The sequence below is a fragment of the Isoptericola sp. F-RaC21 genome (genome assembly GCF_038593535.1).
Taxonomy (GTDB): Bacteria; Actinomycetota; Actinomycetes; order Actinomycetales; family Cellulomonadaceae; genus Isoptericola.
The window spans coordinates 852,859-865,917 of sequence record NZ_JBCFYX010000002.1; the positions used below are offsets into that span (position 1 = coordinate 852,859).

15 protein-coding genes are annotated in these 13,059 nt (G+C 74.6%); 5 read left to right on the forward strand and 10 right to left on the reverse strand.

Going from position 1 to position 13,059, the window contains the following annotated elements:
* Positions 1 to 5 precede the first annotated feature (5 nt).
* Together AAG589_RS09360 and AAG589_RS09365 are read right to left on the reverse strand one after the other, a co-directional pair.
* Positions 6 to 1,583, reverse strand: a complete 1,578-nt coding sequence (locus AAG589_RS09360; RefSeq protein ID WP_430566955.1) for an alkaline phosphatase D family protein — start codon at positions 1,581 to 1,583, stop codon at positions 6 to 8.
* Between the two features lie 168 nt (positions 1,584 to 1,751).
* Positions 1,752 to 2,348 (reverse strand): HhH-GPD-type base excision DNA repair protein, encoded by a 597-nt coding sequence (locus tag AAG589_RS09365; protein ID WP_430567187.1) that lies wholly within the window; start codon positions 2,346 to 2,348, stop codon positions 1,752 to 1,754.
* A gap of 50 nt (positions 2,349 to 2,398) precedes the next feature.
* On the opposite strand from AAG589_RS09365, the gene AAG589_RS09370 reads away from it, so the two are divergent.
* Positions 2,399 to 3,262 (forward strand): alpha/beta fold hydrolase, encoded by an 864-nt coding sequence (locus tag AAG589_RS09370; RefSeq protein ID WP_430566956.1) that lies wholly within the window; start codon positions 2,399 to 2,401, stop codon positions 3,260 to 3,262.
* 53 nt (positions 3,263 to 3,315) lie between these two features.
* Here the strand turns inward: AAG589_RS09370 and AAG589_RS09375 are convergent, their stop codons facing one another.
* The 3 genes from AAG589_RS09375 to AAG589_RS09385 all read right to left on the reverse strand — a co-directional run bounded on the left by AAG589_RS09375 (position 3,316) and on the right by AAG589_RS09385 (position 6,133).
* Positions 3,316 to 4,170 (reverse strand): ABC transporter permease subunit, encoded by an 855-nt coding sequence (locus tag AAG589_RS09375; protein WP_430566957.1) that lies wholly within the window; start codon positions 4,168 to 4,170, stop codon positions 3,316 to 3,318.
* Positions 4,167 to 5,120, reverse strand: coding sequence for an ATP-binding cassette domain-containing protein (locus tag AAG589_RS09380; RefSeq protein ID WP_430566958.1), 954 nt, complete (start codon positions 5,118 to 5,120; stop codon positions 4,167 to 4,169). The genes AAG589_RS09375 and AAG589_RS09380 overlap by 4 nt, the downstream gene beginning before the upstream one ends.
* Before the next feature lie 92 nt (positions 5,121 to 5,212).
* Complete coding sequence (locus AAG589_RS09385) at positions 5,213 to 6,133, reverse strand: alpha/beta fold hydrolase (RefSeq protein WP_430566959.1); 921 nt, start codon at positions 6,131 to 6,133, stop codon at positions 5,213 to 5,215.
* Positions 6,134 to 6,191: 58 nt separating this feature from the next.
* Between AAG589_RS09385 and AAG589_RS09390 the strand changes: the two genes are divergently transcribed.
* Together AAG589_RS09390 and AAG589_RS09395 are read left to right on the forward strand one after the other, a co-directional pair.
* Positions 6,192 to 6,890, forward strand: a complete 699-nt coding sequence (locus AAG589_RS09390) for a TetR/AcrR family transcriptional regulator C-terminal domain-containing protein (protein ID WP_430566960.1) — start codon at positions 6,192 to 6,194, stop codon at positions 6,888 to 6,890.
* Between the two features lie 58 nt (positions 6,891 to 6,948).
* Positions 6,949 to 7,788 (forward strand): alpha/beta hydrolase family protein, encoded by an 840-nt coding sequence (locus AAG589_RS09395; RefSeq protein WP_430566961.1) that lies wholly within the window; start codon positions 6,949 to 6,951, stop codon positions 7,786 to 7,788.
* Here the strand turns inward: AAG589_RS09395 and AAG589_RS09400 are convergent.
* Positions 7,766 to 8,236, reverse strand: a complete 471-nt coding sequence (locus AAG589_RS09400) for a hypothetical protein (RefSeq protein ID WP_430566962.1) — start codon at positions 8,234 to 8,236, stop codon at positions 7,766 to 7,768. The genes AAG589_RS09395 and AAG589_RS09400 overlap by 23 nt on opposite strands.
* A gap of 49 nt (positions 8,237 to 8,285) precedes the next feature.
* Between AAG589_RS09400 and AAG589_RS09405 the strand changes: the two genes are divergently transcribed.
* Together AAG589_RS09405 and AAG589_RS09410 are read left to right on the forward strand one after the other, a co-directional pair.
* Entirely contained in the window at positions 8,286 to 8,747 is a 462-nt protein-coding gene (locus tag AAG589_RS09405) for an anthrone oxygenase family protein (protein WP_430566963.1), read from the forward strand.
* 47 nt (positions 8,748 to 8,794) lie between these two features.
* A complete protein-coding gene (locus AAG589_RS09410) occupies positions 8,795 to 9,280 on the forward strand; it encodes a CoA-binding protein (RefSeq protein WP_430566964.1) in 486 nt (161 codons plus the stop codon).
* 16 nt (positions 9,281 to 9,296) lie between these two features.
* On the opposite strand, the gene AAG589_RS09415 is transcribed toward AAG589_RS09410, so the two are convergent.
* The 4 genes from AAG589_RS09415 to AAG589_RS09430 form a co-directional block, all read right to left on the reverse strand.
* Entirely contained in the window at positions 9,297 to 10,049 is a 753-nt protein-coding gene (locus AAG589_RS09415) for an alpha/beta hydrolase (protein ID WP_430566965.1), read from the reverse strand.
* Positions 10,050 to 10,127: 78 nt separating this feature from the next.
* Positions 10,128 to 10,985: a putative F420-0 ABC transporter ATP-binding protein gene (locus AAG589_RS09420; RefSeq protein WP_430566966.1), complete on the reverse strand. Its 858-nt coding sequence runs from the start codon at positions 10,983 to 10,985 to the stop codon at positions 10,128 to 10,130.
* Positions 10,982 to 12,028: a putative F420-0 ABC transporter permease subunit gene (locus AAG589_RS09425; RefSeq protein ID WP_446719694.1), complete on the reverse strand. Its 1,047-nt coding sequence runs from the start codon at positions 12,026 to 12,028 to the stop codon at positions 10,982 to 10,984. Before AAG589_RS09425 ends, AAG589_RS09420 begins: the two co-directional genes overlap by 4 nt.
* Positions 12,021 to 13,055, reverse strand: coding sequence for a putative F420-0 ABC transporter substrate-binding protein (locus AAG589_RS09430; protein WP_430566967.1), 1,035 nt, complete (start codon positions 13,053 to 13,055; stop codon positions 12,021 to 12,023). The genes AAG589_RS09425 and AAG589_RS09430 overlap by 8 nt, the downstream gene beginning before the upstream one ends.
* Positions 13,056 to 13,059 lie beyond the last annotated feature (4 nt).

The following is a 13,059-nucleotide window of genomic DNA, read 5'->3' on the forward strand; positions in this document are numbered from 1 at the left end:
GAGGGTCAGGCGGTCACGTGCGCGACACCCGGTCGGCCGGACTCGACGTAGACGCTCGCGCGGGTCGACACGGGCGCACCGGGGCGGTCGACGAACGGCACCACCCGGTAGTCGGCCCGCATCTCGTCCCGACCGAGACGGCACACCTGGTACCCGCGCTGCACGTTGTGGAAGCGCATGAAGGGGTTCTCCGCGAGCCACACGTTGCCGAGCGCGTCCTGGTCGGTGCCGTTGCCGCCCGAGGTGATCGAGGTGCCGAGCAGCTCCGTGCCCACCGTCCGAGAGGACATGTCGGTGAAATCGGCCTTGAGATCGGCGGCCACGCTCCGGTGGGCGTCGCCCGTGACCATGACGAAGTTGTCGACGCCCCGCTCGACGACACCGTCGAACAGTCGCTGGCGCGCGGCCGCGTAGCCGCTCCAGGTGTCCATCCCGTACCGGGTGGCCTCGCCGGCCTCGTGGTCGGCGTCGAAGGCGAACACCTGGTTGCCGAGCACGTTCCAGCGTGCCCGTGAGGCGGCGAGGCCGCCGAGCAACCACCTCTCCTGCTCGGCGCCGAGCATCTGTCGGGACGGCTCCCAGCGCAACGATTGGTCGGTGAGCTGCACGTCGCGGTAGCGGCGGGTGTCGAGCACGTCGAGCTGCAGCATGTCCCCGAACTCCAGCCGCCGGAACACCTGCATCTCCGGGCCGCGCGGCATGGACGAGCGACGCAGCGGAAGGTTCTCCCAGTACGCCTGGTATGCGGCGGCGCGGCGCAGCCGGAAGACCGCCGGATCCTGGTCCGGCTCGGTGTCCGGCTGCGAGTGGTCGCCGGCCCAGTTGTTCTCGACCTCGTGGTCGTCGGGCGCCACGACCCACGGAGCGACGGCGTGCGCTGCCTGCAGGGCGGCGTCGAGCTTGTACTGGCCGTAGCGGACCCGGTAGTCGGACAGGGAGAACGTCTCGGTGGCGGGCAGGTGCGGACGGCCGATCGTTCCGGCGCCGCCGCCCTCGTAGATGTAGTCGCCGAGGTGCACCACCAGGTCGAGGTCCTCGCGCGCCATGTGCTCGAACGCCGTGAAGTGGCCGTCGGGGTACGCCTGGCAGCTCGCGAACGCGAACGTGAGGCCGGCGAGGCGCGCCCCGCGGCGCGGGGCCGTGCGGGTGCGCCCGACGGGGCTGACCTGGTCCCCGGCGAGGAAGCGGTACCAGTAGACGCGGTCCGGCCGCAGGCCGCGCACCTCCGCGTGCACGGAGTGCGCCCATCCCGGGACGGCGCGCTCGACGCCGCGGCGCACCACCCGGCGGAAGCGCTCGTCCTCGGCCACCTCCCAGCGCACCGTGACCGCGACGTCGGGCATGCCACCGAGGCCGTCGGGTGCGACCGGGTCGGGCGCCAGGCGGGTCCACAGCACCACGCCGTCCGGCCACGGGTCGCCCGACGCGACGCCGAGCGTGAACAGCGGCCCGGGTGCGACGAACCGATCCGTGGTGGTGCGGGCGCTCGCGGGCTCGACGGCGAGGAAGGTGGCCGAGCCGGCGGCCACGCCGGCGAGGGTGAGGAACGAACGACGGGGCAGGGCGAGCCGGGGCTCGGGCACGGTGACCTCCGGTGGTCGGGTGAGGGGACGGGGGTTCCGTCCGATTCACCCAGCCCGGGGCAACCGTGCGGCGACGTGGCGGTGAACGTGCTCGGGCAGGTCAGGGGCGCGCGCGTGGCGCAGCGGGTTCCGGCAGCGCGCCCGTCACTCGCCGGCCACCTGGCGGCCTCAGCCCTGCTTCGCCGCCTTGGCCGCCGCCTTCTGCGCCTTCTTGAAGGTGCGCACCTCGGCGAGCGACTCCGCACTCGTCACGTCCGCGATCGACCGGCGCGAGCCCTCGTCGCCGTAGTGCCCCGCTGCCTCCTGCCAGCCCGCGGGCCGGACGCCGCGCTGCTTGCCCAGCAGGGCGAGGAAGATCTTGGCCTTCTGCTCGCCGAAGCCGGGCAGCGCGCGCAGGCGGGCCAGCACCTCTGCGCCGGTGGCCGCGCCGTCGGCGCCCGGCGTCGTCCAGAGCTTGGCGACGTCGCCGTCGTAGTCGTCCACGATCGCGTGCGCGAGCGCCTGCACCCGTCCCGCCATCGACCGCCCGTAGCGGTGGATGGCCGGGGGAGTGGTCGCGAGCGCGACGAACTCGTCCGGGTCGGCCTCCGCCACCGCGTGCGGGTCGATGCTGCCCAGCCGGTCGCGGATCTTGCGCGGCCCCGCGAACGCGTGCTCCATCGGGTACTGCTGGTCGAGCAGCATCCCGACCAGCAGCGCGAACATGTCGTCGCTCAGCAGCTTGTCCGTCTCGGGGTCGCCGGTGATCCACAGGTCGGTCGCCATGCCCACCATCTTGCCGTAGGCCGTCGTCACCGGCGCCGTATCCTCCGAGCATGACAGCGGAGAGCATTGCCGTGGACCACGAGGCACGCCTTCCGGACGGGCGGCGTCTGGCGGGGAAGAGCTTCGGCCGTCCCGACGGACGTCCCGTCCTGTTCGTGGCCGGGGCGGGCACCGGCAGCTCGATGAGCTTCGGCGGCGAGCTGCTGGACGAGATGCGCGTGCGGCTCATCACGATGGACCGCCCGGGGATGGGCGGGTCGGACGCCGATCCAGACCGCACGCCGTCGTCGACGGCCCGCGACTACCGCGACTTCGTGCGCGCCGTGCTCGGCGAGCCCGTGGCCGACGTCCCGGTCGTGGCGAACTCCCAGGGCGCGTTGTTCGGGCTGGCGATGGCGGTCGCGGGGTGGTCGCGGCCCTGCGTGCTGGTCTCCCCGATGGACGAGGTCGCCCACCCCGCGATCCGCAGCCAGCTCCCGCCCGCGGCGCTCGAGCTGCCCGACCTCGTGCGCGACGATCCCGCGAGGGCGCGCGACGTCCTCGGCGGCTTCTCCGCCGCGGACATGGAGCAGATGGTCGTGGGCGGCTCGTCCGGAGGCGACCGAGACGTGTACGCGCAGCCGGACTTCCTCGCCACCTACCGGGTCGCGCTCGCCGAGGGGTTCGGCGGCGCGGGTGCCGGCTACGTGCAGGACACCGTGATGGCGATGTCTCCGTGGGGGCTCCGTCTGGACGCGATCGACCTGCCCGTGCACGTGCTGTACGGCGACGAGGACCGGACGCACTCGCCCGACCTCGGCGAGACCCTCGCGTCGCGGATTCCGGGAGCGCGGCGGGAGGTCGTTGCCGGGGCCGGCGGGGCGCTGCTGTGGACCCACTCACGGAGGGTGCTCGAGATCGCGCTGGACGGGTAGCGAACGTCCCGGATCCCACGGGACGAGGCGGCGTCGCGGCCGACCTCGTCCGGTCAGGCGTCCCGGCGTCGGACGGCGACGGCGGCCGCCGCGAGGACGACGACGGCGTACCCGGCGAGCACCGCGAACCCGGCGCCGGGAGTGAGCAGGCCATCCGGCGTGGGGCCGGTGGCGACGAGGCGCTCGCCGGCCACGGTGGGGAGGTAGGCGTAGACGTCCTGCGCCCAGGCGGCAGAGCCCGCGAGCACCTGGAACAGCAGCGGCAGCACCATCAGCAGGCCCAGGGTGGTGGCGATGCCCGCCGCGGTGCTCCGCCACAGCGCTCCGATGCCGAGAGACAGGGCGGCGACGGCCACGAGGTAAGCGACCGTGCCGCCCAGCGCGCGCAGGTGCTCGCCGTCGGAGAAGTCCAGCGCGAGGCCGTCGGCGGACAGGGACGACGCCGTCGCGAGCCACGCGGCCGCCAGGCCGACGACGGCCAGGAGCGCCGTCGTCGCCGCGACGACGAGCAGCTTGGCCCCCAGCACCGGCAGGCGGCGCGGCACGGCGGCGAAGGTCGCGCGGATCATGCCGGTGGAGTGCTCGCCGGTGATGGTGAGGACGGCGAGCACCGCGACGGTGAGCTGCGCGAACCCGTACCCGAACGTCACGGCGACGGCGCCGCTCGGGGTCGCCAGCCGCGGGTCGGTGCTGAGGGTCTCCTGCATGCTGGGCGAGGTCGCGGCCGACCCGAGCGTCGAGGCCATCAGCACCGCGAGGCCCGCCATGAGCAGCACGGTCAGCGCGACGCCCCACCAGGTGGAGCGCAGCGACCACAGCTTGAGCCATTCCGAGCGCAGCACGCGCGGGAAGGTCGCGTGGGCGTCGACGGACGGCGCGCGGTCCGCGACGAGGGTGGTGGCGCTCATGACTGTTTTCCTGTGCTCGTCGTGCCGGCGGCCGCGAGGACGTCGGTGCGGTACTCGACGGCGTCCGCCGTGAGCTCCAGATACGCGTCCTCGAGGGTCGAGGCCACCGGGGTCAGCTCGTGCAGCGCGACGCCGGCGGTGAAGGCGATCTCGCCGATCGCGGCGGCGTCCAGGCCGGTGACCTCGAGCGACCCCGTGTGCGCGACGTCGGGCACGACGACGCCGGCGCCCGCGCGCTCCAGCGCGTCGCGCAAGGTGGACGGGCCGGGCGTACGCACCGTGACCGCGCGCCGTGACGCGGCCTCGACGACGTCGGTGACCGGCGCGTCGGCGAGGATACGGCCGCGCCCGATGACGATGACGTGGTCGGCCGTGAGCGCCATCTCGCTCATGAGGTGGCTCGAGAGAAAGACGGTGCGGCCCTCGGCCGCGAGGCTCCGCGCGAGGCGGCGTACCCAGAGCACGCCTTCGGGGTCGAGGCCGTTGACGGGCTCGTCGAGGATGAGCGTGTGCGGGTCTCCCAGCAGCGCGGACGCGATGCCGAGCCGCTGGCCCATGCCGAGCGAGAACCCGCCCACCCGCCTGCGGGCCACCGCGGTCAGGCCGGTCAGGTCGATGACCTCGTCGACCCGCCGGTCGGCCAGGCCGTGCGTCGCGGCGAGCGCGCGCAGGTGCGCTCGCGCGGTCCGGCCGGGGTGCACCGCCTGGGCCTCGAGCAGGGCACCCACCTCGGTGAGCGGGGACCGGTGCCGCGCGTACGGGCGGCCGTTGACGGTGACCGAGCCTGCGGAGGGCCGGTCGAGACCCATGATCATGCGCATGGTGGTGGACTTGCCCGCCCCGTTGGGGCCGAGGAAGCCGGTGACGACGCCGGGTCGCACCGTGAAGCTGACGCGGTCGACGGCGGTCGTGTTCCCGTAGTGCTTGGACAGACCCTGTGCCTCGATCATGCCGTCGAACGTACGGCGGGTGACCCGCGTCACAGAACGGGGACGCCCCTGAAAGCGACCCTGGACCGCGGGCCGCAGCCCCGGGGGGTCCCCTACGCCGAAGCCCCGGCCGGCCGCGCGGCCCCGGCCCGACCGGCGAGCTCGCGCAGCTCCGCGACGACGTCGGGCCAGAGCGCCTCGGGCAGCGTGTGGCCCATGCCCGGGTAGGTGCGGAGCGTTGCGCCCGGGATCTGGCGTGCCGTGTCGCGGCCACCGGACACCTTCATGAGCGGGTCGTCCTCGCCGGAGATCACGAGGGTCGGGACGCGCAGCGTCGACAGTGCCGGCAGCCTGCTCCGGGACCAGGCGGCGAGCTGCCGCTGGGTGGTGCGCGGGTCGCGCGGCGACCGGTCGTGGCTGACGGCCGCGACCTGGCGGGCCCACTCCTCGGGGAACGGCTGGGTGGGCGAGGAGAGCAACCGCCAGATCGCCACCAGGACGTCGATCGCCTCCTCGTGCGTGGTGGCCTCGCCGAGGCGGGCGAACTCGCGGAAGACGCCGAACCGCATGTACCGCAGTCGCCGAAGCGCGCCCGCGGTCGCCGGCAGGCCGGCGCAGCTCGTCAGGGAGCGGACGCGTGACGGACGAAGCAGCGCCATCGCCTGCGCCATTCCGGCGCCCATCGAAGCGCCCAGGACGTGGGCCGACTCCCAGCCGACGGCATCCAGCACCGACTCGAGGTCGTCGAGCATGTCGGTCCCCGTGTACGCCGGTGCGGTCCCGCCGAGGAGTGCCCGCCAGGGGTTCTCTCGCCGGCTCGACGCGAGGTGCGTCGAGAGCCCGGTGTCGCGGTTGTCGAACCGGACGACGGCGAAGCCGGCGTCGACCAGGAGCTCGCAGAACGCGTCGGGCCACCACACCATCTGGAAGTCCAGCCCCATGACCAGCAGCAAGGGCTCGCCGGTCGCCAGGTTGCCGAACGTCTCGTAGGCGATGGTGACGTCGTGGTGGGTGGCGTAGCGGGTGACGGCCATCGAGCCTCCGCCTTTCTGTGAACGGTGTTCGCTGTGCCAGCCTACTAGACTGCGAGCGATGTACGCAGAGAGCGAGCGGCCCCGTAGCATCTGGCTGCGGGCCGAACGGACCGGGCGCGGTCCGGCGCCGGGCCACGACCGGGCAGGCATCGCGGCGGCCGCGGTGCGGCTGGCCGACGCCGGTGGCCTCGGGTCCGTCTCGATGCGCAAGGTGGCGGCCGCGATCGGTGCGGGTGCCACCGCGCTGTACCGGTACGTCGACAGCCGCGACGAGCTGGTCGAGCTGATGCTCGACGCGGTGCTCGCCGACCTCCGGCTCCCGCCCCGCACCGGTGCCTGGCGGGCCGACGCCCTCGCGGTCGCCCGCGCGCTGGACGACGTCTGCCGGCGACACCCCTGGACGGTGGACGTCCTGCAGGCGCAACCGCCGACGACGCCCCACGGCGTCGGGCTGCTGGAGGGTGCGCTCGCCGCGCTGGAACCCGTCGAGGCACCCGGCCAGGCGAAGCTCGAGGCCGCGGCTCTGATGATCGGGCTCGTGGCGACGATCGCCGCGACCGAGCTCGCCGCGGACCGGTCGACCGAGGAGTGGAGGTCCGCGCAGGAGGAGTACCTCCGGGCGGTCGTCGCGGCGGGGGAGCACCCGCACCTCGCGCGGGCGATCGCGACGTCGACCCCCGCGGCGGGCGACCAGGACCTGCTGGGGCGGTTGCTGCCTCGGATCCTGACGGGGCTGCTCGACGCTCCGGAGTCCTGACGCGCCGCCGACCGGGTGCCACACTGTGCCCACCGTCCCGCGCGAACGAAGGAGTCCCGTGCACGCCGAGGTCCTCGAGCTCACCGATCCCACGCGACCCGCCTACCTCGGCGACGGTCCGCGCCCCGTGCGCACGCACCTGTGGCGCGCCGCGGACCCGGGGGCGCCGCTGATCCTCGTCTCCCACGGGACGGGCGGGGCGGCACAGAACCTCCACGTCCTGATCGGCGCCCTGGTGGCGGCCGGGTGCTCCGTGGCCGCCGTCGACCACCACGGCAACACCTTCGTCGAGCCGTACGTCGCCGAGGCGTTCGTCCGCTGGTGGGACCGTGCGCTGGACCTGTCGTGCGTGCTCGACGCGCTCGACCCGGCAGGGGCGGTCGGCGCGGCAGGCTTCTCGATCGGCGGGTACACGGCCGCCGCGCTGCTCGGTGCGCGCATCGACGGGCCGTCCTACGCGGCACTGGTGTCCGGCGAGACACCGGCGCCGCCGACGCCCGAGCTGCCCGACATCGTCGAGCGGCTGCGCGCCGGGCACACGGACGCCGAGCGCGCCGGCTGGGCGGAGACCGCCGCGGGGTCGTTCCGCGACGAACGGGTCGCGGCGGGCTACCTGCTGTGCCCGCTGGGCGCGTTCGTCGACCCCGACAGCCTCGCCACCGTGTCGCGCGCGACGGCGGTGCGCTGGGGCGGCGCCGACCGCGCCGTGCCGTTCGAGACGAACGCGAAGGTGTACGCGACGGGCATCCCCGGCGCCGAGGCGAAGGAGCTGGGCACCGACGCGGGGCACTACTCCTTCATCGACGGCCCCGACGGCCCCGACGGCGGCGACCCCGCGCTGCAGGTCGAGGTGGCGGCCGACGCCGTCGAGTTCTTCAGCCGCGCCCTGGCTCGGTGACCGGCCACCTCCGGAGCCGCCCGACGAGGAACGACTCGATGCCGATCAGCCCCGAGGCGGCCCCGACGAACCCGCCCAGCATCCCGCGCGCGTCGTCGGCGCTCACGACGCGCAGCTGGTCCGCGCGGAAGTCGACGCCCTTGCGGGTGAGCCGGTACGAGCCGGCGGCGCGCACGTTGCGGCACCAGTCGACGTCCGCGCCCCAGGGCAGCGGGGTGAGCACGAGGATGTCGCGGTACTCCCCGATCTCGACGGGGTCGCCGGCCTTCGCGACCCGCGTGTCGATCGGCGCCCGGGCCGCGAACGCGACGACCGGGGTGTGGTACTCGCGTCCGCTCTTGCGGCCCACGTGGTGCAGGGTGACCCACGGCGGGACGCGCGAGCTGATCTTCAGGGCGTACGGGTTGAAGCGCTTGGTGGCCTTGGCGACGGCGGGCGGTGCAGGCATGGGGTCCATCCTGCTGCGCGCGGGTGGGTCCCGCTGGTTGGATGGGCACATGGACCTCTGGGACGTGCTCCTCGTGCTGACCGTGCTGGTCACCGGCCTGGCGGGCGGGGTGTTCGCGGCCTTCTCGACCTTCGTCGTCGCGGGGCTGCGCCGGCTCGACCCCGCCGACGCCGCGACCGCGATGGCGGCGATCAACGAGGACGCGGTGCGGCCGCCGTTCATGACGCTGTTCGGCGCGGCGCTGATCGTGCCGGTCGGCGCCGCGGTGGTGGGCCTGGTCGGCGGGCAGGACGGCGCGTGGCTGGTCGTGGCGAGCGCCGTCGTGGTGGTCGTGGGCATGCTCGGGGTGACGGCGGCCGGCAACGTGCCGCTGAACAACCAGCTGATGACGCACCGCGACGCCGACGGGTGGGCCGCGTTCGACCGGCCCTGGTCGCGCCTCAACCACGTGCGGACGGTCGCGTGCGCCGCGTCGTGCGCGCTCGCGGGCGTGGCGCTGGCGGTGGCATGAACGGTCGGGCGAGGGATCGGACGGATCGGACGACGAGGGGGGCAGGCATGAGGATCAGGGACCCGCGGGACTGGAACCGGCCGATCGAGGTGCCGCCGGTGCGCGGCGAGAGCTCGCCGGAGGTCACCGAGAGCGCGGACGTCGAGGCCACGATCGACCGCGTCCTGGACGACACCACGACCTGGGCCGTCGTCGGGCTCTCGACCAACACGGAGCGGGCCGCGTACGGCGTCGCGCGGACCCTGCAGCGGGCGGGCAAGCGGATCGTGCCCGTGCACCCGAGCGCCGAGACGGTGCACGGCGAGCAGGGCTACGCGACCCTCGCGGACATCCCGTTCCCCGTCGACGTCGTGGACGTCTTCGTCCGCTCCGAGCTCGCGGGCGCCGTCGCCGACCAGGCGATCGCGATCGGCGCCAGGGCCGTCTGGTTCCAGCTCGACGTCGTCGACGAGGAGGCCGCCGCCCGCGTGCGGGCCGCCGGGCTCGACATGGTCATGGACCGCTGCCCGGCCATCGAGCTGGGCCGGCGGTAGCGGCGCGCCGCCCTCGTCAGCGAGCACCCTCCGCGCCGTGCTGCGCCCGCCGCAGCAGGGCCTGCACCTGATCGACCACCAGGTCGGGGCGGGAGACGAACGGGTGGTGCCCGGTCGGGAGCTCGACCCAGCGCGTCGCCCGGGCCGCGTGGGTGCGCTGCAGCTCGACCGAGGTGCTGCGGTCCTTCCCGCAGACGATGTACGTCGAGTCGACCCCGCGCCAGCCGGCAGCACTGGTCGGCGTCACGAACGCGTCCACCGCCTGCGGGGTCACCCGCTCCCACGCCTGGCGCCGGGTCGCGTCGTCCGCGTCCTGAAGGAAGCGGGCGCCGAACGAGGCCGCGTCGTAGCCGGACACGCTCAGGGTGCCGTCACCGTTGGCGACGACCGACACCGGGTCGTCCTCGCCGCTCATGATGTCGCCCTGCGCCTGCCCGACGTCGGGCAGGTAGGACGACACGTAGAGCAGGTGCGCGACCGCGGGGTGCCGGCCCGCTTCGGCGATCACGGTGCCACCGTAGGAGTGACCGACGACGATCGCGGAGCCCGCGTCGTCGAGCTCCCGGCGGAGCGCCGCCGCGTCGGCGACCAGGCCGCCCGCACGCTCCTCGGGTGTCGTCTCGCCGCACGACGGCAGCGCCAGGGCCCGGCTCCGGATCCCGGTCCCTTCCCGGAGCAGGTCTGCGGCCCGTCGCCACCACCATGCCCCGTCGCGCACCAGCGCACCGTGAACGAAGACCAGCTCCACCGGGACGTCGAGACTCTTCATCTCGGTGACCCTACGGACCCCAGCGTGGTGCGGGGCGGAATTCTGCTGGGGGGCGAATCGACGCGCCCTGGCGGCGGATCAGTCCCGGCGGGCGAACGTCAGCACCGGCCTGCCGGTGCGCGGGTGGGTCAGCACCTCGGTGCGCACGCCGTAGACGGGGTCGAGGACGTCGGGCACGAGCACGTCGTTCACGTCGCCGGCCGCCACGACGCGCCCGCCCGACAGCAGCACCACGTGGTCGCAGTGCTGGGCGGCGAGCTGCAGGTCGTGCAGGGCGGCGAGCACGGTGACGCCGGCGTCGGCGAGCTCCCGCAGGATGCGCAGCGCGTCGAGCTGGGCGGCGATGTCGAGGTGGTTGGTCGGCTCGTCGAGCAGGATGAGCGCGGGCTCCTGCGCGAGCGCGCGTGCCATGTGCACGCGCTGGCGCTCGCCGCCGGAGAGCGTCGTGACCTCACGGTCCGCGAGGTGCGTCGCTCCGACCGCCTCGAGGGCGCGCCGCGCGGCGGCACGGTCCTCCGCCGAGTCCCCGGCCAGCAGCGAACGGTGCGGGATGCGCCCGAGCAGGACGGCGTCGAGCACCGTGACCGGCAGGTCCGTCGCCGCCTCCTGCTCGACCAACGCGAGTGTGCGCGCGCGGCGGCGGCGCGGCAGCGCGAGCAGGTCCGTGCCAGCGAAGCCGACTCGCGCACCGTCGTCGTCCCCGCCGGACGGGGGCTGCACCCCGGCGAGCACGCGCAGCAGCGTCGACTTGCCCGACCCGTTGGGGCCGAGCAGGCCCGTCACCGCGCCCGCGGGGGCGGTGACGTCCACGCCGTCGAGGATCAGCCGGCCGGACGTCGACCACGAGACACGCGCGGCGTCCAGGCCTGCGCTGCCGGTCGAGCCTGTCGAGATCCGGGTCTCGACGGGCCCGACCGACGTGTCGTGCGTCGTCATGCGATCCTCCGTCCGCGCCACAGCAGCAGGGCGAACACCGGCGCGCCGATGGCGGCAGTGACGATGCCGACGGGCACCTCGCGCGGGGCGAACACCGTCCGGGCGAGCGTGTCCGCCCAGACGAGGAACGACGCCCCGCACAGCGCGGACAGCGGCAGCAGCAGCCGGTGCCGCGCGCCGGTGAGCAGCCGCACGGCGTGCGGCAGGATCAGCCCGACGAACCCGATCGACCCCGACTGCGACACCAGCGCCCCCGTGAGCAGCGCGACCCCCACGAGCAGCAGCCAGCGCACCCGCGCGACGGGGACGCCGAGCGCGGCGGCGGCGGTGTCGCCGAAGGTGAAGGCGTCGAGGACCGAGCCGGTCGAGGCGAGCAGCGTGCCCAGCACCAGCACGGCCACGCCCGTGATCGCGACCGACGTCCACGTCGCGCCCGCCACCGATCCCATGAGCCACGACAGGATCTCGCGGTACGAGTCGCCCGTCGCGGACCAGAAGATGACGAAGCTCGTCGCCGCCGCGGCGAGCTGGCTCACCGCCAGCCCGGCCAGCACCGTGCGCGTCGGCGTGATGGTGCCGATCGCCCCGGCGAGCCCGAGCGCGGCGGCGAGCGCCGCGACGGCGCCGCCGAACGCCGCGACCGGCAGCAGCACCGTCAGGCCGGCGACCAGCACGAGCACCGCGCCCAGCGATGCGCCGGACGACAGCCCCAGCAGATAGGGGTCTGCGAGCGGGTTGCGCGTGAGGGACTGCATGACGACGCCGCACACCGCGAGCCCCGCGCCCACCGCCGCGGCGGTGAGCACGCGGGGCAGCCGCAGCTCCCAGACCATGCCGTCGGGCAGCGCGCCCAGCGGCTCGAGGCCCAGCGGTCCGCCGAGCCCGACGTGCGTCGCGATCGAGCGCCACACGTCCGCGACCGACAGGTCGGCCGGCCCGACCGTCACCGTCACGAGCACCGTCGCGACCAGCACGACGGCGGACGCCGGCAGCCACCAGGCGGCGCCGCGGCGTGGTGCGGGGGTGTCGACGGGCTCAACCACCGAGCCCGTCCAGGCCGGCGAGCTGCGCGGACAGGTCGACGACGGCGTCGACGTTGCGGACGCCGGCCTCCGAGGCGGGGAACGGCACGGTGAGGTAGCGGCCCTCCCGCACGGCCGTCATCCGGGCGGTGGCGGGGTTGGACTCGAGCCGCTCGATCTTCTGCTCCGCGCTGTTCCAGGTCGCGTCGACGAGCACGATGACGTCCGGGTCCGCCTCGATCGCCTGCTCCCACGAGAACGACGTCCAGGTGTCGTGCACGTCGGCCGCGACGTTCTCCAGCCCGACGGCGTCCATGATCATCTGCGGCGCGCCGATGCCGGCCCCTACGTAGGGGATGTCGTCGCCGGAGGAGTACCAGAGGGCGTCCAGGCCGCGGTCGTCCGGGGTGACGGACGCGAGCGCGTCCTTCTGCGTCGCGACCAGGTCGTCGGCGGCGTCGGCGGCGTCGAAGACCTCGCCCACCTCGTCGATCTCGGCGAAGACGTCGTCGAACGTCAGCGGGTCCGGCATGTACTCCGGAGCCTTGCAGGCGGCGGGGGAGACGTAGGTCGCGACCCCGAGCTTCGCGAGCGTGGCGCGGTCGCCCGCGCCGTCGGCGGTGAGGTTCGACTCCCAGCCGGCGTAGACCAGATCGGGCTCCAGGCCGAGCACCGCCTCCGCACCGGGCACCTGCTCGGCCATGGGCTCGGCGACGGCGGGCACGTCGGCGGCGGCGTCGGCCAGCGAGTCGGGCACGGGGCCGTCGAGGAACGCCGACCCGACGATACGGTCGCCGAGCCCGAGCGCGAGCAGCATCTCCGTGGTGCTCGACTTGATCGTCACGACGCGCTGCGGCGCGGCCTCGAGGGTCGTCTCGACCCCGCAGTTGTCGAGCGTCAGCGGGTAGGCGGTGCCCCCGGACGAGCTGTCCGTCGGGGCGGCCGACGACGCGGCGTCGGCGGGGTCCTGGGCACAGCCCGCGAGGACGGCGACGGACAGGGCGAGCAGGGCGGCGCCGGGCGCGGCGGCACGGGGGAGGCGGGGCACGAGA